General features: G+C 59.6%; 24 protein-coding genes. 17 read left to right on the top strand and 7 right to left on the bottom strand.

Features of this window, described 5'->3' with window-relative positions:
* Window positions 1-6: 6 nt before the first annotated feature.
* Window positions 7-1002, bottom strand: coding sequence for an aldo/keto reductase (locus ATY79_RS02980; protein ID WP_088695420.1), 996 nt, complete (start codon window positions 1000-1002; stop codon window positions 7-9).
* Window positions 1003-1111: 109 nt separating this feature from the next.
* Between ATY79_RS02980 and ATY79_RS02975 the strand changes: the two genes are divergently transcribed.
* The 3 genes from ATY79_RS02975 to ATY79_RS02965 all read left to right on the top strand — a co-directional run bounded on the left by ATY79_RS02975 (window position 1112) and on the right by ATY79_RS02965 (window position 4967).
* A complete protein-coding gene (locus ATY79_RS02975) occupies window positions 1112-2050 on the top strand; it encodes a LysR family transcriptional regulator (RefSeq protein ID WP_088703044.1) in 939 nt (312 codons plus the stop codon).
* A 121-nt stretch (window positions 2051-2171) separates the two neighbouring features.
* Window positions 2172-3419: a TCR/Tet family MFS transporter gene (locus ATY79_RS02970; RefSeq protein WP_088695372.1), complete on the top strand. Its 1248-nt coding sequence runs from the start codon at window positions 2172-2174 to the stop codon at window positions 3417-3419.
* 144 nt (window positions 3420-3563) lie between these two features.
* The gene (locus ATY79_RS02965) at window positions 3564-4967 is read left to right on the top strand and encodes an MATE family efflux transporter (RefSeq protein WP_088695373.1); all 1404 of its coding nucleotides are present in this window, start codon (window positions 3564-3566) and stop codon (window positions 4965-4967) included.
* 14 nt (window positions 4968-4981) lie between these two features.
* On the opposite strand, the gene ATY79_RS02960 is transcribed toward ATY79_RS02965, so the two are convergent.
* The 4 genes from ATY79_RS02960 to carA form a co-directional block, all read right to left on the bottom strand.
* Window positions 4982-5302 carry an antibiotic biosynthesis monooxygenase gene (locus ATY79_RS02960; protein ID WP_088703043.1) on the bottom strand — a complete coding sequence of 107 codons (321 nt, stop codon included), beginning with the start codon at window positions 5300-5302 and terminating at the stop codon, window positions 4982-4984.
* A 287-nt stretch (window positions 5303-5589) separates the two neighbouring features.
* On the bottom strand, window positions 5590-6018 hold the full coding sequence (locus tag ATY79_RS02955) for a GNAT family N-acetyltransferase (RefSeq protein WP_088703042.1): 429 nt from the start codon (window positions 6016-6018) through the stop codon (window positions 5590-5592).
* A gap of 232 nt (window positions 6019-6250) precedes the next feature.
* Entirely contained in the window at window positions 6251-6544 is a 294-nt protein-coding gene (locus ATY79_RS02950) for a hypothetical protein (RefSeq protein WP_088695376.1), read from the bottom strand.
* 155 nt (window positions 6545-6699) lie between these two features.
* On the bottom strand, window positions 6700-7905 hold the full coding sequence (gene carA / locus ATY79_RS02945) for a glutamine-hydrolyzing carbamoyl-phosphate synthase small subunit (RefSeq protein WP_088695421.1): 1206 nt from the start codon (window positions 7903-7905) through the stop codon (window positions 6700-6702).
* Window positions 7906-8180: 275 nt separating this feature from the next.
* Between carA and ATY79_RS02940 the strand changes: the two genes are divergently transcribed.
* Complete coding sequence (locus tag ATY79_RS02940) at window positions 8181-8633, top strand: GatB/YqeY domain-containing protein (RefSeq protein WP_088695422.1); 453 nt, start codon at window positions 8181-8183, stop codon at window positions 8631-8633.
* On the opposite strand, the gene ATY79_RS02935 is transcribed toward ATY79_RS02940, so the two are convergent.
* The gene (locus ATY79_RS02935; protein ID WP_088695423.1) at window positions 8634-9512 is read right to left on the bottom strand and encodes a hypothetical protein; all 879 of its coding nucleotides are present in this window, start codon (window positions 9510-9512) and stop codon (window positions 8634-8636) included.
* 660 nt (window positions 9513-10172) lie between these two features.
* Between ATY79_RS02935 and dnaG the strand changes: the two genes are divergently transcribed.
* The 12 genes from dnaG (at window position 10173) to ATY79_RS02875 (ending at window position 23739) form a co-directional block, all read left to right on the top strand.
* Window positions 10173-12158: a DNA primase gene (gene dnaG / locus ATY79_RS02925; protein ID WP_088703041.1), complete on the top strand. Its 1986-nt coding sequence runs from the start codon at window positions 10173-10175 to the stop codon at window positions 12156-12158.
* Entirely contained in the window at window positions 12158-14014 is a 1857-nt protein-coding gene (recQ, locus tag ATY79_RS02920; protein WP_088703040.1) for a DNA helicase RecQ, read from the top strand. The genes dnaG and recQ overlap by 1 nt, the downstream gene beginning before the upstream one ends.
* Before the next feature lie 118 nt (window positions 14015-14132).
* Entirely contained in the window at window positions 14133-15320 is a 1188-nt protein-coding gene (locus ATY79_RS02915) for a glycine C-acetyltransferase (RefSeq protein ID WP_088703039.1), read from the top strand.
* 21 nt (window positions 15321-15341) lie between these two features.
* Complete coding sequence (tdh, locus tag ATY79_RS02910; protein WP_088695380.1) at window positions 15342-16379, top strand: L-threonine 3-dehydrogenase; 1038 nt, start codon at window positions 15342-15344, stop codon at window positions 16377-16379.
* 9 nt (window positions 16380-16388) lie between these two features.
* Window positions 16389-16736: a GFA family protein gene (locus tag ATY79_RS02905; protein ID WP_088695381.1), complete on the top strand. Its 348-nt coding sequence runs from the start codon at window positions 16389-16391 to the stop codon at window positions 16734-16736.
* Between the two features lie 455 nt (window positions 16737-17191).
* A complete protein-coding gene (gene rpoD, locus ATY79_RS02900; RefSeq protein ID WP_088695382.1) occupies window positions 17192-19243 on the top strand; it encodes an RNA polymerase sigma factor RpoD in 2052 nt (683 codons plus the stop codon).
* Window positions 19244-19453: 210 nt separating this feature from the next.
* Window positions 19454-19747 (top strand): GYD domain-containing protein, encoded by a 294-nt coding sequence (locus tag ATY79_RS02895; RefSeq protein ID WP_088695383.1) that lies wholly within the window; start codon window positions 19454-19456, stop codon window positions 19745-19747.
* A gap of 165 nt (window positions 19748-19912) precedes the next feature.
* Entirely contained in the window at window positions 19913-21088 is a 1176-nt protein-coding gene (locus tag ATY79_RS02890; protein WP_088703038.1) for a DUF930 domain-containing protein, read from the top strand.
* Between the two features lie 103 nt (window positions 21089-21191).
* Window positions 21192-21353 (top strand): hypothetical protein, encoded by a 162-nt coding sequence (locus ATY79_RS30715; protein ID WP_189637953.1) that lies wholly within the window; start codon window positions 21192-21194, stop codon window positions 21351-21353.
* A gap of 99 nt (window positions 21354-21452) precedes the next feature.
* Entirely contained in the window at window positions 21453-22253 is an 801-nt protein-coding gene (locus ATY79_RS02885) for an AraC family transcriptional regulator (RefSeq protein ID WP_088695385.1), read from the top strand.
* Window positions 22254-22323: 70 nt separating this feature from the next.
* Entirely contained in the window at window positions 22324-23211 is an 888-nt protein-coding gene (locus tag ATY79_RS02880; RefSeq protein WP_088703124.1) for a DMT family transporter, read from the top strand.
* Between the two features lie 147 nt (window positions 23212-23358).
* Window positions 23359-23739: a DUF427 domain-containing protein gene (locus ATY79_RS02875; RefSeq protein WP_088703037.1), complete on the top strand. Its 381-nt coding sequence runs from the start codon at window positions 23359-23361 to the stop codon at window positions 23737-23739.
* 212 nt (window positions 23740-23951) lie between these two features.
* Here ATY79_RS02875 and ATY79_RS02870 read toward each other — a convergent pair whose 3' ends face one another.
* Window positions 23952-24977 carry a porin gene (locus tag ATY79_RS02870; RefSeq protein WP_088695387.1) on the bottom strand — a complete coding sequence of 342 codons (1026 nt, stop codon included), beginning with the start codon at window positions 24975-24977 and terminating at the stop codon, window positions 23952-23954.
* Window positions 24978-25463: 486 nt separating this feature from the next.
* On the opposite strand from ATY79_RS02870, the gene ATY79_RS02865 reads away from it, so the two are divergent.
* Complete coding sequence (locus ATY79_RS02865) at window positions 25464-26483, top strand: LysR substrate-binding domain-containing protein (RefSeq protein ID WP_088703123.1); 1020 nt, start codon at window positions 25464-25466, stop codon at window positions 26481-26483.
* The last annotated feature ends 66 nt before the right edge of the window (window positions 26484-26549 follow it).

The following is a 26549-nucleotide window of genomic DNA, read 5'->3' as shown; positions in this document are numbered from 1 at the left end:
CCATCATCACTTCTCGCTGTCCATGTGCTTGAGCTGTGCGTCGGGATAGCGGGCACCGGCTGCGGCATCCTTCGGTACGGCTCTTTCGATAGTAGTCATGTCCTCGGCCGACAATTGCACGCCGCGCGAACCGAGTGCTTCGGTCAGCCGGTCGCGTCTGCGCGCACCGACGAGAGGCACGATATCCTGCCCTTGAGCGGCCACCCAGGCTATGGCGATCTGAGCGACAGAAACCCGCTTTGCGTCCGCGATCTTGCGCAGTTCCTCGACGAGCGCGAGGTTCTGATCGACATTGCCGTCCTGAAACCGCGGGCTCATGCCGCGGAAATCGCCTGCGCCGCGTCCTTGCCCCTTTTGCCAATGCCCGCTGATCAGGCCGCGAGAGAGAACGCCGTAGGCGGTGATGGAGATGCCGAGCTCGCGGCAGGTCGGCAGGATCTGCTCCTCGATGCCGCGTGAGATCAGCGAGTATTCGATCTGCAGGTCGCAGATCGAATAGGTGTTGGCGGCGCGACGAATGGTCTCCGCGCCGACTTCCGACAAACCGATATGCCTTACATATCCTGCCTTGATCATGTCGCCGATCGTGCCCACCGTTTCCTCGATTGGAACGCTGGGATCGAGCCGGGCAGGGCGGTAGACATCGATGTAGTCGACGTCGAGGCGTTTTAGCGTATAGGCAAGGAAGTTCTTGATTGCCGCCGGTCGGGAATCGTAACCGCTCCAGTTGCCGGCTGGATCGCGCAGGGCGCCGAATTTGACGCTGATGACGACGTCGTCCCGCTTGCGGCCCTTCAGCGCCTCGCCGATCAGCATTTCGTTGTGGCCCATGCCATAGAAATCGCCGGTATCGAGCAGATTGATGCCGACGTCGAGGGCGGCGTGAATCGTCGCAATGCTTTCACCACGGTCGGATGGCCCGTACATGCCGGACATCCCCATGCAGCCCAGGCCGATGGCCGACACCATGGGCCCGGTTTTTCCCAAACGATGCTTTTCCATTTCGGTCTCCTTCGTCGTGTCGGTGTTGATCGTTGGGAGTGGTTTTACCGCGCCTGGCGTCGTGCGATAATCCGTATCGATGCGAACGGCCTGTACGGAAAAATGCACAATGGAAGATCTTCCCCTCAATGATTTGGATGCCTTCACGGCCATTGCAAGGGAGCGCAGCTTTCGCGCCGCTGCCCTCAAGCGCGGTGTCTCGGCTTCTTCGCTCAGCGACTCGCTGCGGCAGCTGGAGAAGCGGGTCGGCGTTCGCCTGCTCAACCGGACGACCCGCAGTGTTACGCCGACGGAAGCGGGCGAGCGGCTGCTGGAGCGTCTTACACCTGCCCTTTGCGAGATCTCCCTGGCCCTGCAGCAACTCGATAGTTTTCGCGATAGTCCGAGCGGGACACTTCGCCTCAATGTGCCGACAATTGCAGCGCGGTTTTTTCTGCCCGATCTCGCCAACCGTTTCCTCAGGCGCTATCCGCAAATCTCGCTCGATATCATCGGCGAGGATACATTCGTTGACGTGCTGGCGGCCGGTTACGATGCCGGTATCCGCTATGACGAGCGGTTGGAGCGCGACATGATTGCAGTGCCAATCGGACCTCGCAGGCAACGATATGTCACGGCGGCCGCGCCTTATTACCTGAAGCGGCGCGGTGTTCCGCGTCACCCGCGCGACCTGCTCGAGCATGATTGCGTCCGGCATCGCTTCCACAGCGGTGCTGCGTTGCCCTTTGAGTTCGAGCGGGGCGACGAGACGCTGATGATTACGCCGAAGGGGCCGATCATTGCCAACGCGATCGACATGCAAGTTTCGGCCGCAGTCGCAGGACTCGGCGTCATCCGGACCTTCGAGGAGGCCCTGACGCCTGCCATGGAGACGGGAGCGCTGGTGCCGATCCTCGAGGAATGGGTGACGGAATTCTCCGGCCCCTTTCTTTACTATGCGAGCCGCAGGCACATGCCGCCCGCACTTCGGGCCTTCGTCGACTTCGTCAAAGGCGAGCAGCGGAAAGAGGCTAAGATCGCCGTTTGTTCCGCTTCTCGATCAACATAAGTCGTGAGCCTATCAAAAGATTTGAAATGTTCACGGATTGTTTCCTGAAATGCGTGAGCTATGTAACATGACCGGCGACGAGATCGTCTTTTCAGAAAACAACCTGCTGTAGAGATGTTTGATGCTCGATCCGAAATTCGTTCGCCGTGGCCTTTTCCTCGTCTTCATGATCCTGTTTCTCGACGTGATCGGGATCGCGATCATCATGCCTGTGTTGCCGGCCTACCTCGAACAATTGACCGGGGGATCCGTGAGCGAGGCGGCACTCGACGGTGGGTGGCTGCTCGTCGTCTACGCGGTCATGCAATTCCTGTTTGCGCCATTCCTCGGCAATCTCAGCGACCGCTTCGGGCGGCGACCGATTCTGCTTCTGTCAGTGCTGACGTTTGCGATCGACAACTTCATCTGCGCGGTGGCGACGAGCTTTTGGATGCTCTTCATCGGTCGCGCCCTTGCCGGGTTCAGTGGCGGCAGCTTTGCGACCTGTTCCGCCTACATCGCCGATATCAGCAATGATGATAATCGGGCGAAGAACTTCGGCTTGATCGGCATTGCGTTCGGCGTCGGTTTCACGATCGGTCCCGTCATCGGCGGCTTCCTCGGCGAGTTCGGTCCCCGCGTGCCATTCCTTGGGGCTGCGGCTCTGTCGTTTGCGAATTTCGTTGCCGCCTACTTCATGCTTCCCGAGACGTTGGAGGCAAAGCATCGCCGGACGTTTGAATGGAAGCGTGCCAATCCGTTGGGCACTCTGAAGCAGATGCGAAACTACGCCGGCATTGGGCCGATCTGCGCGGTCATGTTCCTTTTTTGGCTGGCGCATGCCGTCTATCCCGCTGTCTGGTCCTTCGTGTCGACCTATCGCTATGGCTGGAGCGAGGGGCAGATCGGGCTGTCGCTAGGTATCTATGGTATTGGCGCTGCCTTCGTCATGGGTGTCGTCCTGCCGAAAATCGTGCCGGTGCTCGGTGAGTGGAAGACAGCAGTCCTTGGTCTTTCTTTTTCCGTCGTCGGGCTGACAGGTTACGCCTTTGCCTGGGAGGGCTGGATGGTCTACGCGGTGATCGTGCTGACCGTCATGGAAAACGTTGCCGACCCGCCGCTGCGAAGCATTGCGGCCGGCAAGGTGCCGCCGTCAGCCCAAGGCGAGTTGCAAGGGGCACTCACAAGCCTCAGCAGCATCACCACGATCGTCGGGCCACTCATCTTTACGCAGATGTTCGGCTACTTTACGGGGCCAGAAGCGCCGGTGCGCTTTGCAGGTGCGCCGTATCTGCTGGCGGCCATTATCATCCTGATTGCAGCGATCGCGTTTCTCGCCAAGGTCCGTACCGTCAAGACGGCTAAGGTGGTAGAGCAGCCGGCAGAATGAGCTATCAGGATTTGTGATGCGATGATGAATTTTTCATCATTTGCATAGTTTTGAGTAGTTCTTTGCCGGGCTTTGATCTAAGCCCTCCTGATTACGTTGCCGCAATTTGCGGCCAATCAGCGATTCAATCACAGGACTGGTGTCATGGACACGCCGATCGACGCGCGCAAGCTTGCGCCGAAAACCGATAACCATTGGGCTGCGCATTTTTGCGCCACGCTGGCGCTCGGCATCCCGCTGATCGGCGCACAGCTTGCCCAACTCGGCATCAACACGACCGACGTGATGATCGTGGGGCGCCTCGGCGCCGAAAATCTTGCCGCCATGGTGCTCTCGGCGCAGTTCCTGTTCACGATACTCGTCTTCGGCTCGGGGTTTGCGATCGCCGTCATACCGATGGTCGCGCAGGCCTACGGCAGAGGCGATGTCGTCAGCGTACGCCGGTCGCTGCGCATGGGGCTCTGGGTCGTGCTCGCCTATTGGGTGATCATGCTGCCGGCATTCTTCAATTCCGAGCGGATCCTGCTTGCCGCCGGGCAGAAGCCCGAGGTGGCGGCGCTGGCGCATGGCTACATCCTGATCGGTCAATTCGGCGTGTTGCCTGGCCTGCTCTACAACGTCATGCGCGCGCTGGTCAGTGCGATCGGTCGCGCCGCCGTCATTCTCAATGTGACGATCACGATGCTCGTGCTGAATGCCTTCTTCGCCTATGCGCTGGTGCTTGGGCATTTCGGTTTTCCGGCGATGGGGCTGGAAGGTGCGGCGATCGTTTCAGTGGTCGTACAGACTGCCGGCTTCCTGTTCATCCTCGGCTACGTGCAGAGCAGGGCGGACACGCGCCGCTACGAGATCTTCGTGCGGTTCTGGCGTCCCGACTGGAAGGCATTCTGGGAGGTCGTGCGTCTCGGTCTGCCAATCAGCGTCACGATCCTGGCCGAAGTGAGCCTCTTCACGGTTGCCTCGTTGCTGATGGGCCATATCGGGACGATCGAGCTTGCGGCCCACGGTATTGCTCTGCAATGGGCCTCGATCGCGTTCATGATCCCGCTCGGCTTGTCGCAGGCGGCAACCGTTCGTGTCGGCGTGGCGCACGGGCAGGGCGATTACACGGCGATTGTTCGGGCCTCGATCGCAGTCGTCGTCATCGCCTGCCTGATCGCGGGTGTCGGTGGCATCCTGTTTGCCGTTGCGCCTGAGTTCCTGGGAAGCTGGTTCCTTGATACGAAGTTGCCGGAGGCGCCACAGGTGCTTGCCTATGCCGGGCCGTTGATCGTTGTGGCAGGGCTCTTCCAGTTGGTCGATGGCCTGCAGGCGATCGCCAATGGCCTGCTGCGCGGTCTGAAGGATGCGCGTGTGCCGATGATCCTGGCGCTGATTGCCTATTGGCCGATCGGCTTCTTCCTCGCCTGGGCCTTTGCGTTCCCGCTTGGCTTCGGCGGCATCGGCATCTGGTTCGGATTCCTGGTCGGGCTTGCGGCGGCAGCCGTGATGCTTTGCGGACGCTTCTATCTGCTTCTCCGCCGCGAAAAGAACATGGCCGGCGTCTAGCCGGCCATTCGGGATCAAGCTGCGATCGGCTTGTAGTTGGCAATGTCGGCGCGAATGCCGAGCCGTTGAAACAGCGCCTGCGGGTCGAAGTTTCGGGCGCGATGGGCAGCCTGCACCACGGCCTTCACCCGGTCGACTACCTCAGCGCTTTCCCATTGGGCGATCGTCACGAAGTTGAATTCGCCCGGGCCCGACACCTGTTCCAGAACCTGATGGCTGATGAAGCCCTCCTGTGCCTGCAGGACTTCGTGCGTTTTCAAGACGTTCATCAGGAATTCCTCGCGCGCAGCCTCCGGAACAGCAAACTTGTCGATCCGGTAAAACGCTCCGTTCATTCTTGTCTCCGTTGCTTTGGATGTCACAAAGGCGGATGTAATTCCTCAAGTTAAGTTGAGGTCAATAGGTCGAAACAAAGGTGCTCGCTCGAAAGCCCAGGCCCTAACTGAAATTTGGGATACTTTCTGTCGCAAATTGTCTGTCGCGAGACTCTGACTTTTGAGAGTGGATTTTGCGACGGGAAAGTTCAGCGCGCAGTTCCGACGCCAAAGTTAGAATTCCCGCGACTTTGGCATCGAATCCATCGGCGTAACGGTGAATAGATAAGCGGGTCCGGGCCAGCGTGCTATGAAGAGAAAGGTTGCTTTACAAGGTATCGTCTCTCTGTCGTTTCCTGATGAACTCGGAATCCGTGTCGCAGGTAAAAGTCCACGGCCGGATTGGTGGTCAGGACGCTTAGGCGTACTGGAAGTTCAAGTTCTTCGGCGTCCGATATAAGGCTCAGTAGAACTTTCGAACCAATTCCCCGTCGCTGAAATGTTGGCGCGATGAATAATTCATCGCGCCATAGATGGTCGAAGTGCTTCTCAACAGTGACACAACCGACATCGTAGTCGTCGTCGGCGATGATCTGGCAGCCCACAATAGAGTTCCGCACGCTCAAATCCTCCGACCACGCGCCCCAGAGCGCAACGGCGTATTCACGCATGCAAGTCTCTTCAAGCCAGATAAGAAAGGACTTATCGGCTTCGATGGCCGCTCGCTTGGAAATCATTGCTTTAACCTCGTCTGGCTCGATCCGAGATGCGAAGAAAGTTTCGCGGAGATATTCCCGGCAAGATTCACCGCCCAAAAAGCCGATGCCACAAGGAATACCGTATCAATATCTATCTGGATTCCACATTTGAGTTAGAGGCTGGGCTCTAGAGCGGGCATTCTCAAGCCAAACGAATGGATGACGAGGGCGCCCGACGAGCGCGTCCTGCCAGCCTGGACCAGCACAATGGCTAGTAATTATACATCGACATCGGATCATTGACGCAGGCGTAGTCCAGCAGGCACTGCTTGCCGGTACGGTCACGCAGACTGGCAGTACTCAGCTTGTCCCCGGGACCGCATTGGGCCGGCGGATAGCGAAAGTTGCGGCCCCCGAAGCCGAGGCGGACATAGACCTTCTTGGATTGCCGGATAATCTGCGCGAGCTGTGCGCAGCTGTAATCCTTTGCATCGACCTTCACGGGCCCGGCGGCAAGAGATACCGTCGGGAGCAAGCACGCAACTGCTAGAACCAAGCATCTCATGGCTGGCTGCCTCCCTGACCGATGCTCAGTAAATCAGCACTTTCGACACTATTCAAACGGATATCGCGTGGCGGCGGCCGTCGTTACGCGCAACAGCTGCAAAAACAAAAAGCCCGCTCAGAGGCGGGCTTTCGAAACGATGAAATGATTGCGTCTCAGCGTTCGGCGAGGGCTTCCTCGCCCTTCTTTGCGCGCACCAGATTGACGAAGCGGCGGAAGAGGTAGTGGCTGTCCTGCGGACCGGGGGAGGCTTCCGGGTGATGCTGCACCGAGAAGATCGGCTTGCCCGATACCCGCAGGCCGCAATTGGTGCCGTCGAACAGGGAAACGTGAGTCTCTTCAACGCCATCCGGCAGAGACTTCGTGTCGACCGCGAAGCCATGGTTCATCGAGACGATCTCGACCTTGCCGGTGGTGTGGTCCTTCACCGGATGGTTGGCGCCGTGATGGCCCTGGTGCATCTTCTCGGTCTTGGCGCCGAGCGCGAGGCCGAGCATCTGGTGACCGAGGCAGATGCCGAAGACCGGGATGTCGGTCTTGATCAGCTTCTGGATGACCGGAACGGCGTATTCACCTGTTGCGGCCGGGTCACCCGGGCCGTTCGACAGGAAGATGCCGTCGGGCTGCATCGCAAGCACGTCCTCGGCGCTCGTCGTAGCCGGCAACACTGTGACCTTGCAATCGAGGCCGGCAAACAGGCGCAGAATGTTGCGCTTCACGCCGTAGTCCAGACAAACGACGTGGTACTTGGCATTTTCGGGCGCAAGCTCGCCGTAGCCTTCATTCCAGATCCAGGGGGTCTGAGCCCACTGCGAGGATTGGCCTGACGAAGCGACCTTGGCGAGGTCGAGGCCTTCGAGGCCGCTCCAGGCCCTGGCTTCCGCCTTCAGCGTCTCGACGTCGAAGACACCGTTCGGATCGTGGGCGATGACGGCGTTCGGCGAGCCGTTTTCACGGATCCAGGCGGTCAGCGCGCGCGTGTCGATGCCGCAAAGGCCGATGATGCCGCGAGCCTTCAACCAGGCATCGAGGTGCTTGACGGCGCGATAGTTGGACGGATCGGTGATGTCGGCTTTGAAAATGACGCCGACCGCGCCATGGCGTGCTGCCGGCGTCAGGTCTTCGATGTCTTCGTCGTTGGTGCCGATGTTGCCGATATGCGGGAAGGTGAAGGTGACGATCTGGCCGAGATAGGAGGGGTCCGTCAGGATCTCTTCGTATCCAGTCAGCGCAGTGTTGAAGACCACCTCGGCCTGGACCTTGCCGGTCGCACCGATGCCCTTGCCTTCAATGACGGTTCCGTCTGCAAGAACGAGCAGGGCAGTCGGCTTTTCGGTTGTCCAGGGTGCTGTCGCGGTCATCTTCATCCCGTTTCCGGCAGCCACACGTCCTTGGGTAACGTTGGCCGGCCATTTGGTTCGCAAGCATTTGCGCGCGGCAAGGCACGCGCTCTCAGGCCTGATCACGAATTTTTGGTGCAGGTGGCGGTAAATACCCACGCTATTGCGCAAGGTCAATCTTTGTACCGCACGTTCTGCCGGTTTTTCTCGCGCTTTCTCCTGGCATTTTCCGCAATTTATTTGATCCCATGCATTCGCGTGGTTTATGAAGCGGCATTCAAACAGGAGTGATTATGATGTTGCGCGATCAACTCGCCGCCGCCCTCAAGGATGCCATGAAGTCCAAGAACGCCGAGCGGCTTTCGACCGTTCGCCTGATTCAGGCCGCGATCAAGGACCGGGATATCGCCAATCGCGGCGCCGGCAAGGAGGCCGCCAGTGACGACGAGATTCTGCAGATCCTCGCCAAGATGGTGAAGCAGCGCGACGAATCGGCGAAGATCTACGAAGAAAATGCACGTCCGGAACTGGCAGCCAAGGAGCGTGCCGAAATCACCGTGCTGCAGGATTTCCTGCCGAAGCAGCTTTCCGACGCGGAAGTGCGCGGCAACATTGCGGCGATCATCGCCGAGATCGGCGCCGCCGGCCCGAAGGACATGGGCAAGGTGATGGCCGTTCTGAAGGAACGCTATGCCGGCCAGATGGATTTCTCCAAGGCCTCCGGAGCCGTCAAGGAACAGCTGAACTGATCAGCGCAGGCTCGCCGTCTTTCTGGCGGCGGGCCCCAGCACCGCCTCCGCGGCGGCGTCGATAACGGCGAATTTTGCCGCCTGATATCCCCAATATTCCATGACAAAGGCATGCGATATCCAGGTGTCGCCCTTATAGGGCGGCTGGGTCCAGCCGATGCTTCCCATTTCGGACGCCTGCGTCAGCAGGCGTTTCAGGTGGGTGTTGGAGATCATGAACTGGTTACGGATTTCCTTGAGCGGCAGGGGTCCGATGTAAGCCCGTTCCGAGCTGCGATCGAACTTGTCGATACGGCTCATGAGGTAGTCCATGATCAGGCCGCCGGAATTAGCCCAGTTGAACAGACTGTAGGTTGCGCCGGGGTCACGCACGGCGTCGCTATCGATGATCGCCTTGGAAATCAGCGGCTGTATTCTGGAGAAGGCTGCCGGGTCGGCGTTGATCCGGTCCAGCCGATTACCGCCGTCCAGACTGTCGAGAATGAAAAGATGAGTGGCGAGCCATCTGAAAAAGTGTTCGTGGGCGGTTTCTGTCGGCTCCAGCAGGCGTGTGCGCTTGTCGCTTCTACTGTCGACCGGACGAAGGAACCGGTAGGCAAGCATTTCCTGGATGAAGGCTGCGGCGGTGTTTCGGCTTGCAATCTTGTTGGCCACGACGAAGGCGATAAAGCGGCCTGAATAGAGGCCGAGTTTCGGTTCGCCCGGGTAGCCGAAATGAAGGGCGAAGCCGGCATGCGCCATCAGCCAGCGCTGTTGCGCGGCAAAGATCGACGCGATGCGCGGACTCTCGCGATAGATTGTCAGCATTTCGCGGGCGCAATGCAGCACGGCCACGAAGAAGGCGTCGCTCTCTAAAAAATCTTCAACTTTATGTGGCATTCGACCATCCCGATAGGTCGCTTTCATTAGGCATTGAGCGATAACTGTCAATGCCTTCAAAGGACGCTGATGGAGGCGGAAATATCGAACCTGAAACTTCTGGGTGAAATTAAAGAAGGCAGGAGCTGGGGGTGCTCCTGCCTTCTTGCTCTTTGCTTCCGGTGGCGACGCAGGACCGAGATCCAAGCCACCGGTTACTTGCAAAGACACCCTTGCGAGGCGGCGCCGGGGGTAGGGATGGTGCCTCGCACGGGGATCGCTGTGTCGGCCTTGAAGTTATTGCGACGCGGCAAGTGATTCAAATTACAAAAAAATAATGATTGGCGCCGGGGGCTGCCTTATGTGTGTCATTGGTGTGGTAGGCTGTCGCGTCGCGATAGTCGGTCACCGTTGGCGCAATTGCGAAGCTATTGTTCTGTCATCGATTTTTGACGATTGGCAAGAAATGGGCGTTTGGAACGCTAGCCTCGCATACACGCAGAACGCGGGTGCGGCTTTCAGTGTCGCACCCCCTGTCGCAGGGGTGGTAACGCATTTTTGAACACCCATCCCTAGAGAATTTCCAAGGTTGTGGGCCCCTGTGAATAGCGCGTCCTTTGGCCAAATGCCGTGGCATGTGCTGATGAACCTGCTTATATGGACCGCAGTTAAGAGGTTCACATGCGCTTTTCCAATTCCTTTCTCGACGAGATACGCGATCGCGTGCCGATTTCGGACGTGATTGGGCGTCGTGTGAGCTGGGATAAGCGTAAGACCAACGTCTCGCGCGGCGATTATTGGGCCTGCTGCCCGTTTCACGGAGAGAAGTCGCCGAGCTTTCACTGTGAGGATCGCAAGGGGCGCTACCACTGCTTCGGCTGCGGCGTAACAGGCGACCACTTCCGGTTCCTGACGGATCTGGAGGGGCTAAGCTTCCCGGAGGCCGTGCAGCAGATCGCCGCCATTGCGGGTGTTGCCATGCCGGTTGCCGATCCAGTCATGGAGAAGCGTGAAAAGGAGCGCACGTCGCTTCTCGACGTGATGGAGCTTGCGACCAAGTTCTTTCAGGATCAGTTGCAGACCGCTAACGGCGCGCGGGCGCGGGCTTATCTGCGCGATCGCGGATTGACGGGGCGCACGATCGAGACCTTCCGGCTCGGCTTCGCGCCCGACAGCCGCAATGCGCTGAAGGAGTTTCTGGCGGGAAACGGCGTCACCAAGGAGCAGATCGAGGCTTGCGGCCTGGTTGTCCATGGTCCCGATGTGCCGGTCTCCTATGACCGCTTTCGCGACCGGATCATGTTCCCGATCCTGTCGTCCCGTGAGAAGGTGATTGCTTTCGGCGGGCGAGCCATGTCTCCGGATGCGCCGGCCAAGTATCTCAATTCCAACGAAACGGAGCTCTTCCACAAGGGCAATGTGCTCTACAATTTCGCGCGCGCCCGCCGGGCGACACAGGGTGCCAACGGCGAGGGCACGATCATTGCCGTCGAAGGCTATATGGATGTGATCGCGCTCAATCAGGCCGGCGTCGAGAATGCCGTGGCGCCGCTCGGGACGGCGCTAACCGAAAACCAGCTTGAACTCCTCTGGAAGATGACGCCGCAGCCGGTGCTTTGCTTCGATGGCGACGGCGCCGGCATTCGCGCCGCCAATCGCGCCGCTGATCTGGCGCTTCCGCATATCAAGCCGGGGCGCACCGTGCGCTTTGCCCTGCTGCCCGACGGCAAGGACCCCGACGATCTTGTGCGCAATGAAGGCCGGGCGCCCTTCGACAAGGTGATGAGCCAGGCCAAGCCGCTGGCTGAGATGATCTGGAGCCGCGAGATCAATACCGGGCAGTTCGAGACGCCTGAGGCCAAGGCAGAACTCGAAGCACGGCTGAAGCAGCTGGTTGCCGTCATTGCCGATGAAAATGTGCGTCGCCACTACCAGCAGGATATGCGCGACCGCCTGAATGGCTTCTTTCAGCCGCAATTCCAGAATCGCGGCAATGAGCGGCGAAGCTTCGATCGCGGTGCTGGCCAATCCCGCGGTCGCGGCAACGAGGGACCGCGCGGTCCGCGTCTTTCCGGCGGCGGCATTTCCGACCGGCTCGCACGTTCCGGGCTTGTGAAGGGACATCAGGAAACCCCGGCCTTGCGGGAAAGCGTGCTGGCGCTGACGGTCATCAATCATCCTGCATTGATGCAGGACGAGTATGACGAGATCGCCTCCATCGACTACGACAACCGCGAACTGCAGCGGCTTTGGTCTGTCATGCTCGGGGCTGCGGCCGCCGTCGCCGGACCGCATCTGACCCGCGAGTATCTGTTGGAGCGTATGGAAGAGCAGGGCTTTGGCCCGTTGCTGCAGGGGCTTGAACAGCAGATCCGCAATGCCCGCCTCTGGATTGCCACATCGGAGGCGGCAATGGAGGATGCGCGCGAAGGATATCGCCAGGCGCTCGCCTTCCATAAGCGCGCCAAGGCTCTGCGCTTCCAGAAGATCGAGCTTGAGCGCGAGATTGCCGAGGCGACCGAGGCGGGCAACGGCGACGTGATCGACCAGTTGATGCGCGCACTGCAGGAGGTCCATTTCGAGGGACTTCGCCTCGAAAACCAGGAAGCCATTATCGACGGTTTCGGCGTGCTCTCCGGCCGCGTCAAGGGAGCGGCGAGCCACTGATGGATTCCGCAGATCGGCAATTTTCCGCTGGCGATGCGTTGTTCGGTGCGGAGCGTTCGCCGCTTGGCATTCTCAACCGCGTCTACGGCTATCCCGCCTTCCGTGGCAAGCAGCAGCAGGTGGTTGAGCACATCGTCTCTGGCGGCGATGCGGTGGTTCTTTTTCCGACGGGGGCCGGCAAGTCGCTTTGCTTCCAGATTCCGGCGCTCTGCCGCGAGGGCGTAGGGATCGTCGTTTCGCCGCTGATCGCGCTGATGCGCGATCAGGTGGAGGCGATGAAGCAGCTCGGCATCAGGGCGGCAGCACTGAACTCCGCGCTATCACGCGAGGAGTTTATCGAGGTCCGTCGGGCGATTTCTGCAGGCAGGCTCGATCTCCTCTACGTCACGCCGGAGCGCATTCTCATGGATGGCTTTCGCGATACGATCGGCAACGCGCGGATCTCGCTTTTCGCCATCGACGAGGCGCACTGTGTCTCTCAGTGGGGCCATGATTTTCGTCCGGAATATCGCGAACTCGGCAGGCTTGCCGAACACTATCCCGGGGTGCCGCGCATCGCGCTGACGGCGACGGCCGACCCTCACACCCGCGACGATATCGTCGAACGGCTGGCGCTGAACAATGCCAAGGTCTTCACGACCAGCTTCGACCGCCCGAACATTTCCTATGAAATTGTAGAGCGCGACCAGCCGCGCCAGCAGTTGCTGCGGTTTCTTTCCGGACACAAAGGCAACAGCGGTATCGTCTACTGCCTGTCCCGCGCCAAGGTTGAGGATACGGCGGAGTGGCTGAACGGGCAGGGCATTCGGTCGCTTCCGTACCATGCCGGCATGGACCGGGCGCTTCGTGATGCCAACCAGGATGCCTTTCTGAAAGAGGATGAGCTTTGCCTCGTCGCTACCGTCGCCTTCGGCATGGGGATCGACAAGCCGAATGTGCGCTACGTCGCACATCTCGATCTGCCTGGCTCGGTCGAGGCCTACTATCAGGAGACAGGCCGCGCCGGGCGTGACGGCCTGCCTTCCGAAGTCTGGATGGCCTACGGCATGGCCGACGTCATCCAGCGCCGCCGGATGATCGACGAGGGTGGTGCAGCCGACGAAATCAAGCGCGTCGAGCGCTCCAAGTTGAACGCCCTGTTGGCGATTTGCGAGACCGCCTCGTGCCGCCGCCAGGCGATCCTCGCGCATTTTGGCGAAACCCATGCGGGCAAGTGCGGCAGTTGCGACACCTGCCTGAAGCCGGTCGAAACCTGGGACGGGACGGAGGCAGCCATCAAGGCGCTTGCGGCGATCTACAGAACGGGCGAGCGGTTCGGCACCGGGCACGTGGTCGACGTGCTGCTCGGCAACGTCAACGAGAAGACGGAACGCTTCGGCCACACGACGATGCCGGTTTTCGGGGCCGGAAACGATCTGGCGGCCCGTACATGGCAATCGGTATTCCGGCAACTGCTTGCGATGGGACTGGTCCGCGTCGACCATGAGGCGTTTGGCGCCCTGAAGCTCGAGCCGGAGGCCCGTGCCGTCTTCAAGCGCGAACGGTCGGTCTTCTTCCGCAAGGATCGACCGGCGGCGGAACGGCGTTCGAAGCGAACGGCGCAGGTCGAGCGTCGCTCCGTTCTATCCGGCGGAGATGGCGTGCTCTTCGAAGCCTTGCGCGCGGAACGGACGGCGATCGCGCGTTCGCTCGGCGTGCCGCCTTATGTCGTCTTTCCCGATACGACACTCATTGCGTTTGCGACCGAGCGGCCGCGGACGCACAAGGAGATGCTCGGCATCTCGGGTGTCGGCCAATCGAAGCTTGAACGATATGGCGATGCGTTTCTCGATGTGATCCTCAGTCACGACGACTAGTCGCTGGATACGCCTTGAAGGTCTACGCGCGCGAAACCGGGCGTTGACGACGGCAAGACAGGCGCTTGGCTATGTGCTAGTGCAGGGCATCGGGAAACAACACGAGAAGGGCCATCAAATGACCTCGCAATTCCTCTCCCACCTCCGCACCGAACTTGCTGCACTGAAGGACGCCGGGCTTTACAAGTCCGAGCGTGTCATCACGTCGAAACAGGCCGGCGAGATCGCCGTCGCCTCCGGTGAGCGGGTTTTGAACTTCTGCGCCAACAACTATCTCGGGCTCGCCGACAACGAGGAGCTTGCCGAGGCCGGTAAGAAGGCGCTCGACCGCTATGGCTATGGCATGGCTTCGGTGCGCTTCATCTGCGGCACGCAGGAGGAGCACAAGCAGCTTGAGGCGCGCATTTCCTCCTTCCTCGGCATGGAAGACACGATCCTCTATTCCTCCTGTTTCGACGCCAACGGCGGGCTTTTCGAAACGCTGCTTGGCGAGGAGGACGCGATCATCTCGGATGCATTGAACCATGCCTCGATCATCGATGGCGTGCGCCTCTCCAAGGCGAAGCGCTTCCGCTACGCCAACAATGACATGAAGGCACTGGAGGAAGAGCTGAAGAAGGCCGAAGGCAGCCGATTCAAGCTGATCGCCACCGACGGTGTCTTCTCGATGGATGGCATCATCGCCAACCTGCGGGGCGTCTGCGATCTCGCCGAGAAGTATGGCGCGATGGTCATGGTCGATGACAGCCATGCCGTCGGCTTCGTCGGGAAGCACGGACGCGGCTCGGCCGAGCATTGCCGGGTCGAGAGTCGGGTCGACATCATCACCGGTACGCTCGGGAAGGCGCTCGGCGGTGCCTCCGGCGGCTATACCTCGGCCAAGGCCGAAATCGTCGACTGGTTGCGGCAGCGGTCGCGCCCCTACCTGTTCTCGAATACGCTGGCGCCAGTCATTGCGGCTGCGTCGCTCAAAGTCTTCGATCTCATCGAGAACGGCGATGCGCTGCGCGAGCGGCTGGCAGCCAATGCGGCGCTGTTTCGCTCCGAAATGACGAAGCTCGGCTTCACGTTGGCGGGTGAGGGACATCCGATCATTCCGGTCATGCTCGGTGACGCCAAGCTGGCGCAGGATATGGCGGCGCTGATGTTGAAAAAGGGCGTCTACGTGATCGGCTTCTCCTTCCCTGTCGTGCCGAAGGGACAGGCGCGCATCCGCACGCAGATGTCGGCAGCGCATTCGCGTGCCGACGTCGAACGGACGATCGCGGCCTTCGCGGAAGCCGGCCGCGAACTCGGTGTCATCTAAAGGGTTTGGGAGAGTAAGATCATGTCGAACATGATGAAGGCACTGGTCAAAACGAAACCGGAAGTCGGGCTTTGGATGGAGCATGTCCCGGTTCCCGAGGTCGGGCCGAACGACGTGCTGATCAAGGTGAAGAAGTCCGCGATCTGCGGCACCGATGTCCATATCTGGAACTGGGACCAGTGGGCGCAGAAGACCATTCCGGTGCCGATGGTGGTCGGCCACGAATTCTGCGGCGAGATTTCGCAAATTGGTTCGGCCGTCACGAAATACCATGTCGGCGAGCGCGTCTCCGGCGAGGGACACATCGTTTGCGGCAAGTGTCGCAACTGCCGCGCGGGCAGGGGGCATCTGTGCCGCAATACGCTTGGCGTCGGTGTCAACCGTCCCGGTTCCTTCGGCGAGTTCGTCTGCATTCCCGAGGCGAACGTGGTGCCGATCCCTGATGATATTCCCGATGAGATCGCCGCGATCTTCGATCCGTTCGGGAATGCGGTGCACACGGCGCTTTCCTTCGACCTCGTCGGCGAGGATGTGCTTGTCACCGGCGCCGGGCCGATCGGCATTATGGGAGCGCTGGTCGCCAAGCGATCGGGCGCCCGCAAGGTGGTCATTACCGACATCAACCCGCATCGGCTTGATCTCGCCCGCAAACTCGGCATCGATTATGTCGTCGATGCCTCGAAGGAGAACCTTGCTGATGTGATGAAGTCGATCGGCATGACCGAGGGCTTCGACGTCGGGCTGGAAATGTCCGGGGCAGCACCGGCTTTTCGCGACATGATCGACAAGATGAACAACGGCGGCAAGATCGCTATCCTCGGCATTGCGCCCGCCGGTTTCGAGATCGATTGGAACAAAGTCATCTTCAAGATGCTTAATCTGAAGGGCATCTACGGCCGCGAGATGTTCGAGACCTGGTACAAGATGATTGCCTTTGTGCAAGGCGGGCTGGATTTGTCGCCCGTGATCACGCACCGGATTGGAATCGACGATTTCCGGGAAGGATTCGAGGCGATGCGCTCGGGCAACTCGGGCAAGGTCGTTATGGATTGGAACTGAGGACGATCGATGCTTTACGAAGGAAGCTGCCATTGCGGCAAAATCGAATTTGAAGTGGAGGGAGAGTTGACTTCGGCTCTCGACTGCAATTGCTCGCTGTGCCGGCGGCGCGGGGGACTGTTGGCCTTCGTGCCGCGCGACAAGTTCACCCTGAAAACGCCCCGCGAGAACCTGTCGACCTATACGTTCAACACGCACACGATCCAGCACCGCTTCTGCGGCACGTGCGGCATCGCTCCTTTTGCGGAAGCCAAAATGCCTGACGGCGCCGAGATGGCCTGTATCAACGTCCGCTGCATTCCCGCGGTCGATCTTGCAAGTCTGGAGATCCAACCCTGGGATGGGCAATCTCATTAAAGCTTGCCCAACACGAACAACTGGCAGCGGGCACCACGAATCTTGGCGGCAACTTTGCCGCCTAAGAAGAATGCCGGCCGCTCTTGTCTTCTTGTGGTGACATCCTATCTAAGCTTGGCAATCGCTTGAGCGGTTCCGGGCCTGTGGATAAGGCTTTTTCCGGGTTTTCTGAGGCTTTTTTGCTAGAAAAGCTTGACGAGAACAAAAAATGTGGGAATCACCGTTCAACTTGGAAAGCGGTGAACTGGGTCAAGGGCGGATCGCACAACCATGGCCGGACATATGATGACTTTTAAGTTCTGTCGTCCGGCGCCGGCAATCGTGGTTAATCAGGCATTAAATCTCATCCCATTAGGTGGGACTAGGTGATTCGAGACGGTCGTTTGCGGCGTATCGGTTGCGCACGGCCGTTCACTGCGGCGAGTTTGAATAGCGTCAGGAAGGCGACGACATAAATGGCAACGAAGGTCAAAGAGAACGAAGAAGCGGAAGTCGAACGCGACGGCGGCACCGACGGCCCTCTTCTCGATCTTTCCGATGACGCGGTCAAGAAGATGATCAAGGCCGCGAAGAAGCGCGGCTACGTTACGATGGACGAGTTGAACGCCGTTTTGCCGTCCGAAGAAGTGACGTCCGAGCAGATCGAAGACACGATGTCGATGCTGTCGGACATGGGCATCAACGTCATCGAGGACGAAGAAGCCGAGGAAGCCACTGCCGGCGGCGACGATGATGATTCCGGCTCCGACGAGGAAAGCGAAGGCGGCGAGCTCGCACCTTCCGGCGGCACCGCTCTAGCGACCGCCAAGAAGAAAGAGCCGACCGATCGCACCGACGATCCGGTGCGCATGTATCTGCGTGAAATGGGTTCGGTGGAACTGCTGTCGCGTGAAGGCGAAATTGCGATCGCAAAGCGCATCGAGGCCGGCCGCGAGACAATGATCGGTGGCCTCTGTGAGAGCCCGCTGACGTTCCAGGCGCTGATCATCTGGCGCGATGAACTGAACGAAGGCACGACGCTGCTGCGCGAGATCATCGATCTCGAAACGACCTATTCCGGTCCGGAAGCCAAGGCTGCGCCGCAGTTCCAGAGCCCCGAGAAGATCGAGGCTGACCGCAAAGCCGCCGAGGAGAAGGAAAAGACGCGCCGTGTCCGCTCCGGCGACGACGACATCACCAATGTCGGCGGCGAGGGCCTGCCTCCGGAAGAGGAAGAAGAGGACGAAGACGAGTCCAACCTGTCGCTCGCCGCCATGGAAGCGGAACTGCGTCCGCAGGTCATGGAAACGCTCGACATCATTGCCGAGACCTACAAGAAGCTGCGCAAGCTGCAGGACCAGCAGGTCGAGCAGCGTCTCGCTGCCACCGGCACGCTGTCGTCCGCCCAGGAGCGCCGCTACAAGGAACTCAAGGATGAGCTCATCAAGGCCGTCAAGTCTCTGTCGCTGAACCAGAACCGCATCGATGCCCTCGTTGAGCAGCTCTACGACATCAACAAGCGCCTCGTTCAGAACGAAGGCCGCCTGCTGCGTCTGGCTGAATCCTACGGCGTCAAGCGTGACTCGTTCCTCGAACAGTATCAGGGCGCCGAGCTCGATCCGAACTGGATGAAGTCGATCGGCAATCTGGCGGCACGCGGCTGGAAGGAATTCGCCAAGGGCGAAAACACGACGATCCGCGACATCCGCCAGGAGATCCAGAATCTCGCAACCGAAACCGGCATCTCGATCTCGGAATTCCGCCGTATCGTGCACATGGTGCAGAAGGGCGAGCGCGAAGCACGTATCGCCAAGAAGGAAATGGTCGAAGCGAACCTTCGCCTCGTCATCTCCATCGCCAAGAAGTACACGAACCGTGGCCTGCAGTTCCTCGACCTCATTCAGGAAGGCAACATCGGCCTGATGAAGGCGGTCGACAAGTTCGAATACCGCCGCGGCTACAAGTTCTCGACCTATGCGACGTGGTGGATCCGTCAGGCGATCACCCGCTCGATCGCCGACCAGGCCCGCACGATCCGTATTCCGGTGCACATGATCGAAACGATCAACAAGATCGTTCGTACCTCGCGCCAGATGCTGCATGAAATCGGTCGCGAGCCGACGCCGGAAGAACTGGCCGAAAAGCTCGCCATGCCGCTCGAAAAGGTCCGCAAGGTCCTGAAGATCGCCAAGGAGCCGATCTCGCTCGAAACCCCCGTGGGCGACGAAGAAGATTCACACCTCGGCGATTTCATCGAGGACAAGAACGCACTTCTGCCGATCGATGCCGCCATCCAGGCGAATCTGCGCGAGACAACGACGCGTGTTCTGGCATCGCTGACGCCGCGCGAAGAGCGCGTCCTGCGTATGCGCTTCGGTATCGGCATGAACACCGACCACACGCTTGAAGAAGTCGGCCAGCAGTTCTCTGTCACCCGCGAACGTATTCGCCAGATCGAGGCGAAGGCACTGCGCAAGCTGAAGCATCCGAGCCGCTCGCGCAAACTGCGCAGCTTCCTGGACAGCTAAGCTTCCATCTTCGACCAAATGCATCCGAAAGCCGGGCCTTGTGCCCGGCTTTTGCTTTTGGCGCGCGTCCGCGGGCGACGGTGTTTCTTGTTGTCGAATGGGGACAGGAGTAAGGTACATTCCACGGGGGACAGGACCGACCACAGCGCATGAGCGAAGGTCGCCATAGCCTGTTGCGTAGGGCCAAAACCCTCCGTGTGGAGGTGTGCAATGACCACTTATGTCATGCTTATCAACTGGACAGATCAAGGCATTCGCACTGCACGCGACTCGGCAAAGAGACTGGACGCAGCAAAGAAGGCGCTCGGTGATATGGGCGGCTCCTTCAAGAATTTCTTTCTGACGATGGGCGACTACGACATGGTTGCCGTCTGCGAGGCGCCGGACGATGCTGTGATGGCACGGTTCACCCTGCAGCTTGCGACGGCAGGCAATGTGCGCACGCGAACGTTGAAGGCATTTCCTGAGGCCGCCTACCGCGAGATCATAGGGTCGCTCGGATAGCCTTGGGAGGCGGCACGGCCCAGGGCAACCACTGCAAAGATGTGGATGATGGGTCGCACGGACGCGGTCGCGTCCGTGCGACAAGAGGCTTTTTTGTTTTACGGCTTGATGATGCCTTCTTAAAAGGCCACATCGGTAGCGTGGCGTAGGGCATCGTTCATAGGTATGCAGCAGGTTTCGGCGAAGAAGTGGGGCGTATTCGGCTGGGGCATCGCGGCCTCCGTGCTGTTGCACCTTGCCGTCGTCGCCTTCTTTCTCGTGAAGCTGCCCGTGCCTGCTCCCCAGCCGGAGGAGGAGACGGTCAGTGTCGACCTCGTGCCGCCGCCGGAGGAGAAGAAGCCCGAGGAGAAGGCGCCGGAGCTGAAGATGCCGGAGGAGCCCAAGCCCGAAGAGCCTAAGCCGGAAGAGAAGAAGGCGGAAGAAAAGCCGGTTGAGAAGCCCCCGGAACCGCCGAAGCAAGAGAAGGCTGAGCAACCGCCGCCTCCGCCTCCGCCCGAGCAGGCAAAGGCGCCAGAAGAGAAGCCGCCGGAAAAGCCTCCGGAAGCAACTGCAAAGGATGCCCAATCCAAGGAGCAGGCTGCAAAGCCGCAGCCCCTGCCGGTGCTGCGGCCCGTGACGGAATTTGGCGACAAGGATACCGGACCGGAAAAATCGACTGAGGGAGATGCGTCCGCCGCCGGCGTGAAGTCGGATACGCCGAAGCCTTTACCGGAGACCAAACCGGAACCCCAGGCGGATCAGGCGAAGCCGGAGGAAACGGCAGAGGCGGCCAAGGCACCTGAAAGTAAGGACCCGCTGGCCAATCCGGTTCCCGATGATGTCGAACTCCCGCAGGTCGACCTGGCGGATAGCCATGCCGAGAAGAACGGCCCTGCCGCCGGAGCCGAAAGCGAGGCCAAGACGAGCTTCGAGCAGCAAAAACCGCCTGCTGCCGCAAAACCCGATGCGACGGCAACTGCCCGGGCGGACAAGCCGATCGAACTGACGGAGGCGAAGACACTCTTCTCGCAGAACATGACGAACGACCCGGTGGCGCGAACCGCAATGGGTGATCTGCCGCGCCGTGCTCGTGTGGCCGAACTGTGCAGTTCGGAGCTGCGTCAGCAATTGATACACTCGCCGCCGGGGTATAGCCCTGAAATGGTACCGCGCGCTGGATTGGCGCAGGGAACCGTCCTTGAACTGAGGGGAGTTGCATTCCGTGCCAGTGCCCGCTGGTATGATCTAAGCTTTCGATGCGAAGTCGATGCCGATGCTACAAAGGTCGTATCCTTTGCTTACGACGTGGGAAATCCGATTCCGAAGAGCCAATGGAAGAGTCGAGGGCTTCCAAGCTTTTGACTGTGGGAAAGGCCGCTGCGAAACTGGCTCCAGTTCGGCACAAGACAGCCGGGATAGCTTTGCCTCATCGCCACATGTCAGTGGCGCGTGAAAGGACAATGAAATGTCGAACGAGATCGAGCGCTTCTTCGAACTACAGGATGAAGCAACCAAGGCTGCCTTTGTCGAGAATCGCGGGGACGAGCTTACCGACATCCTGGTCGCCGCGCTTGAGGACGTTTTTGCGATTCTTGCCGGCGACGATCTTTGCGAAACGATCCATTGATCAGCCACGGGCATTGATCGCTGACGCGCTCGCCCCCCACCTTCGCATTGTTTTCAGTGGCCTACGCTGGCACTATGCGTCGTTCGCTCGGAAGCGCACATGGCTCGCAATCAATTTCGCATGTTCAGGTCGGCCATCCCCGGCATCGAGGCGGTCGCGGCCGATAGCAACCAAAGCTTCGCGCGCCATACGCATGAGCAGTTCGGCATCGGGCTGGTTTCGTCAGGTGCGCAAAAGTCCCTGAGTGGTCGCGGCATGGTCGAGGCGAGTGCTGGCGATATCATCACGGTCAACCCGAATGAAGTGCATGACGGCACGCCGATCGGTGAGGGCCGGTCTTGGCGGATACTCTACTTCGATCCCGATATGATCGCTGCCTACGTGTGCGAGATTACCGAGGGACGACGATCGGCTGTCGAGATTTCTCATCCGGTCCTGCATGACCAAGCGATCGCCATGCACTTCGACGCGGCCTTCTCGCTTGTGACCAATGCGGACGAGCATGGATTAAAGCGTGAGGAAGCACTTCTTGAACTCGTCGCTCGTGTTGTCGCGGAAGCAGCGCCAGGGGATGGGCAGGCGGCTCCTCTGTCCATCCTGAGGGCCAAGGAGTTGATTGACTGCGATCCGACGGCCTCGATCTCGCTGTCCGACCTTGCCCGCACAAGTCGGCTGAGCCGGTTTCAGGTGTTGCGAGGCTTCGCCAAGGCGACCGGCATGACGCCGCATGCCTATCTGGTTCAGCGCCGCATCCATCTTGCCCGACGTCTAATTGCCGGCGGCACGCCCTTGGCGGAAGCTGCCGTTGGCAGCGGCTTCGTCGACCAGAGCCACATGACGCGGGTGTTCGTGCGCAAGTATGGCGTCTCTCCACGCGCCTATGCGAATGCGGTCGCCTGACTGCGCCTGCAATTTCATACAAGATCGCCAGGCGGTTTTCGTTTTTCTTCTGCGCAAACAGGAGAAGATGATGCAGCGACACTTGCAGGGTTACCTCTATCTGACTTTGGCCATGATTACCGTTGGCAGCACGGTCGTCGCAAGCCGGGTCATCGCGTCTGGTATGCCGCCATTCACCGCGACTGCGCTGCGCTTCGCCGCAGCCTTTCCATTCTTTCTATTGCTGATGCGCGTGACCCGGACGCGCTTGCCGAGCTTGCCGCCTCGTGACTGGATCATCCTCGTCGTTCAGGCCGGTGCGGGTAGCGTTGGCTACACAACATTGCTGATCTCGGGCCTGAAGCTGACCACGGCCGCCGACGCGGGTGTCATCATCGGAACGCTGCCGGTTGTGGCGGGTGCCCTTTCCGTTGTGGTTCTCGGCGAACGGCCTGATTCATCGATGGTGCTCGCAATCGCGCTGGCTGCAATCGGCGTTCTCTTCATTGCTCTTTCGCCCGATGCAGGGAGTGGCTCTCTGCTTGGGAACGCGTTGGTTTTTGGAGCCGTGGTCTGCGAGAGCCTGTTCATACTCCTGAACAAGAACCTCAGTTCACCGATCCCGGCGCTGACGCAATCGGCGCTGATGACGGGGATCGGCTTCGTCGTTGCCATGGTAGTGGCCGCTGGGGTGGAAGGGGTGCCGAACACATTTCCAGTAGGCGCGACGTCGGCGGTTATCTATTACGCACTGGTGCCGACCGTTGCCGGCTTCATTCTCTGGTACGCGGGAGCGGAGCGTGTGAGTGGTGTTGAGGCGTCGCTTTTCACGGCGGTCGCGCCGGTCTCTGCGCTGTTAATGGCTTTTGTGGTGCTCGGTGAGCCGCTTTCCGGATACCAGATCGGCGGCGTCGGGTGCGTGCTGGCGGCTGTCCTTGGGCTTGGGCTGTTTCAGCGGCGGGCGGCCACGACCAATTAGCGTTGTGCTCGAGCTATCGCCGTCGGAAGAGGGCCGATCGTTCCTGGCTAGAGCGCTGCAGTCTCCGAAATCCGCAGGAGCCGGGCAGGCTCCTGCAATATGATGTGGCAACTCCTATATTTAATTTCTGACTGAAAGGAGCTGCCGATGTCCGCACAACCGATGAAGATTCCGGGTCCCGATCATCCAATCACGGTCAGACCAAATCCGGCGCGCGTCGTCGTAAAGCTGCGCGGGCACATCATTGCCGACAGCCGCAAGGCGCTAACGCTGAAAGAAGCGTCCTATCCCGCCGTGCAATACATACCGCGCACCGATGTCGACATGGCGCTTTTCACTCGAAGTGATCACCACACCTATTGCCCTTACAAGGGGGAGGCTTCGTATTTTGATATCGTTTTGGGCGGTGAACGCTCCGCAAATGTGGTCTGGACCTATGAAAGTCCGTATGCGGCCGTCAGTGAGATCGCCGAATATCTGGCTTTCTATCCCGATCGGGTCGATTCTATCGAGGAATTGCCAGGCTAGCGTCGTTCCAAGGGAGCCGCGGTCGTACGTGAGGACGGTCCGCCCTAAGGGCAGATATTTCGCCGCGGAAGGGCGGCACGCTTGGAAGGAAACAAGGACTGGTCCGGCAGGGAAACCGGACCAATCCCCGTCACTGATCGGAGGTCAATCGGATCAGAAAACGCAATACTTCAGCGGCGCCCCAGGTTGATCCAGGGCGCCGGGATTTCAAGTTAGAACGCGCGCTGCAGGCGGAAGAAGCCCTTGGTTACTTCGTCGGCGTCGTCCGGATCGGTGTAGTCCACCGTTGCCTTGGCGTAGAGGTTATCGACAATCTGATAGTCGACGGTGATGCCGACCTTCCATGCGTCGCCAAGACCGTCGAACGAGTCGCCGTGGAAGTTGTCGAGATCAGGCACGTAGTTACCGAAGTACTGGGCCATCGGGGTGATGGTCCACTTGTCGGTTGCCTTGATCGCGTATTCGGCAGCAACAGTCCATTCCGACTGAGAGTAGTAGGAGTTCGGGCCAGACGCGTAGACAGCTGCCAGGCCGAGCGTGCCAGGGCCGATATCAGCGAAGATCATGCCGCGGACCGCACCTTCTTCGTTGTCGGTGTCGTAACCGCCGATGAGCTGATAGCTGACCACGCCGGCCTTGCCGCCAACGCCGAGAGCAACGCCGACGTTGTTCGGGTTTTCGCCGGTCTTGAAGTAGCCGTCTTCCAGCTCGTCTACGCTGATGCCGGCGTAGAAGTCGCCGTTTTCGTACTGGTAGCGGATGGAGTTGTGCAGCGTTTCAAAGCTGGAGAGAACGTCCGGCTCGCCAGAAAGATCGTCATCCCACCAGGAGTAGAACAGACCGGCACGGAGGCCAGCGATGTCGATGTAGGCAGAATCCAGGGTTGAATTGGTCGAAGCGTTGTCGCCGTTGTTACGCAGAACGATTACGCCGGTGAGCGGACCATATTCCGTGTCGCTCTTGGCCGTGAACTGAACCTGAGCGCGGGTTTTTGCGTTCCAGTCTGACGTGCCCTTCTCATCGGGGCCAGCGTCTACCTGAAAGCGGATGTAACCGCTAACCTTGAGGCAGGTTTCGGTACCCGGGATGTAGAAGTAGCCTGTGCCGTACGCGTCGCAGACGCGGACGTATTCAACCGGCTCGGGTTCGGCTGCAACGATTGCGTCAGCAGCAAAGACCGGCGTGGACGCAGCAGCAAATGCTGCTGCGGAGGTCAACAAAGCCATCCGTATGTTCATTTAAAATCCATTTCCTTTTCGATTGAACCGCCGCCTCGGGAGATGGGGCCGTTCCGATAGTTTGCCTTTCGGCTGGCGGATCAGCGAACCGCTGAAGCCTTCATTTCATCCTTGATTAAATCTATCAATTCTCCCGGTAACGAAAACCGTGCTTGCGACAGCTCTTTGATCTTCAATGTGGTTTTTATGCAACAATATCAAATACATAGGCGCAGAATCGACTCTCGCCGACAGTTCGGCGGATATCGGGATGACCAACGCTGTTTTCGGAGGCTCGAGAGAGCGCGTTTGGCGCCATCAGTGCAATGGCGCCAAAGGAAATCTCCCCGCAGATAGTCCCGGCGGCGACTGGTTTGAAGGGCAGCGATTGGAACGCAGTGTTCCAAATTTGGAACGAAAACTTGTGTTGGACGGTTGGCATCGCCCGTCGGGAACGCTAAGCGATAGCAGTTGCAGGCCATCGCGTTTATCGAAAGAGGTGCCCAGATGCTCAACGCAGAGGGTGTTTTCCAGGATCTGAACGATTTCGTCTATTTTGCCGCAGTTGTTCGCCACAACGGTTTCTCTGCTGCCGGGCGAGTGCTGAATATGCCGAAATCGAAGCTCAGCCGGCACATTACTGCGCTGGAGGCGCGGCTTGGTGTCAGACTGCTGGAGCGGACGGTAAACCGGTTCCGGGTAACGGAGATCGGGCGCGCCTTCTACAATCACTGCGAAAACATGTTGCGTGAAGCAGATCGCGCGGCGAAGGCAATCAACGATGCAACAGGCGAGCCACAGGGACTAATCCGTATGAGCATGCCTTCCGGATTGCTGGAGGGCTCGCTTGGCGCGATTATTCCGGAGTTTCTTAATCGATACCCCAAGGTTCAGCTACAGATACTCACCACGGATCGACGGGTCGACGTCATAGATGAGCGTCTCGATCTTGCGGTTCGCGCGCAATTGATTGAGGAGACTGATTCCGAGCTAACGATGCGGGTGCTCAGCAAGGTGGATTTGATTCTTGTCGCCAGCCAGAAGGTGGCGAGCTCGCTGCCGTCGATCGAAGGCGTCGAATGTCTTGTCGACGCTCCAACGGTATCGTTTGCCGGGCCGCTGACAGAGTGGCAGGACTTGGACGTCTGGGAATTCACCGGACCGGATGGCACTCGATACCGGCACCAGCACAAACCTCGCATGAGCTGCCGAAGCGTCTCGGCAGTGCTGGAGGCTATCTATGCCGGCGTCGGGGTAGGGCTTCTGCCCGACCATATCTGTGCAGAAGGAATACGCGACGGCCGGTTGGTCCGCCTTCTGCCGGATCACCAGATGTCGCAGGCGACAATCTATCTCGTCTTCACCGCATCGCGAGGACTGCCGACGGCAGTTCGGGCGCTTGTCGATTTTCTCGTGGAACAGTTTCGAACATTGCGCGTCACAACACAGTGCCAGAAGGCCGACATGCAGGCGCAACCAAGGGATCGGGCGCAGCTTGTCGAGCTGTCGGGCGCTCAGCCGGCGTAGACCTCATCGAGCGCAGCGACATTGATCTTCACCATCTGCATTCCTGTACGGAAGTTGCGGCAATTC

The sequence above is a fragment of the Rhizobium sp. R693 genome, assembly GCF_002211315.1.
Lineage (GTDB): Bacteria > Pseudomonadota > Alphaproteobacteria > Rhizobiales > Rhizobiaceae > Rhizobium.
The sequence above is the reverse complement of the archived record's forward strand: the minus strand, read 5'-3'. Positions and strand labels throughout refer to the sequence as shown.

What these genes read in the sequence shown, in the direction of transcription:
- rpoD (WP_088695382.1), top strand. Translation starts at nt 17,192, where the DNA reads ATGGCAACGAAGGTCAAAGAGAACGAAGAAGCGGAAGTCGAACGCGAC.
- carA (WP_088695421.1), bottom strand. Translation starts at nt 7,905, where the DNA reads ATGACCGCGACAGCACCCTGGACAACCGAAAAGCCGACTGCCCTGCTC.
- ATY79_RS02885 (WP_088695385.1), top strand. Translation starts at nt 21,453, where the DNA reads ATGGCTCGCAATCAATTTCGCATGTTCAGGTCGGCCATCCCCGGCATC.
- ATY79_RS02975 (WP_088703044.1), top strand. Translation starts at nt 1,112, where the DNA reads ATGGAAGATCTTCCCCTCAATGATTTGGATGCCTTCACGGCCATTGCA.
- ATY79_RS02940 (WP_088695422.1), top strand. Translation starts at nt 8,181, where the DNA reads ATGTTGCGCGATCAACTCGCCGCCGCCCTCAAGGATGCCATGAAGTCC.
- ATY79_RS02895 (WP_088695383.1), top strand. Translation starts at nt 19,454, where the DNA reads ATGACCACTTATGTCATGCTTATCAACTGGACAGATCAAGGCATTCGC.
- ATY79_RS02915 (WP_088703039.1), top strand. Translation starts at nt 14,133, where the DNA reads ATGACCTCGCAATTCCTCTCCCACCTCCGCACCGAACTTGCTGCACTG.
- ATY79_RS02865 (WP_088703123.1), top strand. Translation starts at nt 25,464, where the DNA reads ATGCTCAACGCAGAGGGTGTTTTCCAGGATCTGAACGATTTCGTCTAT.
- ATY79_RS02905 (WP_088695381.1), top strand. Translation starts at nt 16,389, where the DNA reads ATGCTTTACGAAGGAAGCTGCCATTGCGGCAAAATCGAATTTGAAGTG.
- ATY79_RS02950 (WP_088695376.1), bottom strand. Translation starts at nt 6,544, where the DNA reads ATGAGATGCTTGGTTCTAGCAGTTGCGTGCTTGCTCCCGACGGTATCT.
- ATY79_RS02960 (WP_088703043.1), bottom strand. Translation starts at nt 5,302, where the DNA reads ATGAACGGAGCGTTTTACCGGATCGACAAGTTTGCTGTTCCGGAGGCT.
- ATY79_RS02880 (WP_088703124.1), top strand. Translation starts at nt 22,324, where the DNA reads ATGCAGCGACACTTGCAGGGTTACCTCTATCTGACTTTGGCCATGATT.
- ATY79_RS02890 (WP_088703038.1), top strand. Translation starts at nt 19,913, where the DNA reads ATGCAGCAGGTTTCGGCGAAGAAGTGGGGCGTATTCGGCTGGGGCATC.
- ATY79_RS02870 (WP_088695387.1), bottom strand. Translation starts at nt 24,977, where the DNA reads ATGAACATACGGATGGCTTTGTTGACCTCCGCAGCAGCATTTGCTGCT.
- ATY79_RS30715 (WP_189637953.1), top strand. Translation starts at nt 21,192, where the DNA reads ATGTCGAACGAGATCGAGCGCTTCTTCGAACTACAGGATGAAGCAACC.
- tdh (WP_088695380.1), top strand. Translation starts at nt 15,342, where the DNA reads ATGTCGAACATGATGAAGGCACTGGTCAAAACGAAACCGGAAGTCGGG.
- dnaG (WP_088703041.1), top strand. Translation starts at nt 10,173, where the DNA reads ATGCGCTTTTCCAATTCCTTTCTCGACGAGATACGCGATCGCGTGCCG.
- recQ (WP_088703040.1), top strand. Translation starts at nt 12,158, where the DNA reads ATGGATTCCGCAGATCGGCAATTTTCCGCTGGCGATGCGTTGTTCGGT.
- ATY79_RS02965 (WP_088695373.1), top strand. Translation starts at nt 3,564, where the DNA reads ATGGACACGCCGATCGACGCGCGCAAGCTTGCGCCGAAAACCGATAAC.
- ATY79_RS02875 (WP_088703037.1), top strand. Translation starts at nt 23,359, where the DNA reads ATGTCCGCACAACCGATGAAGATTCCGGGTCCCGATCATCCAATCACG.
- ATY79_RS02955 (WP_088703042.1), bottom strand. Translation starts at nt 6,018, where the DNA reads ATGATTTCCAAGCGAGCGGCCATCGAAGCCGATAAGTCCTTTCTTATC.
- ATY79_RS02980 (WP_088695420.1), bottom strand. Translation starts at nt 1,002, where the DNA reads ATGGAAAAGCATCGTTTGGGAAAAACCGGGCCCATGGTGTCGGCCATC.
- ATY79_RS02935 (WP_088695423.1), bottom strand. Translation starts at nt 9,512, where the DNA reads ATGCCACATAAAGTTGAAGATTTTTTAGAGAGCGACGCCTTCTTCGTG.
- ATY79_RS02970 (WP_088695372.1), top strand. Translation starts at nt 2,172, where the DNA reads ATGCTCGATCCGAAATTCGTTCGCCGTGGCCTTTTCCTCGTCTTCATG.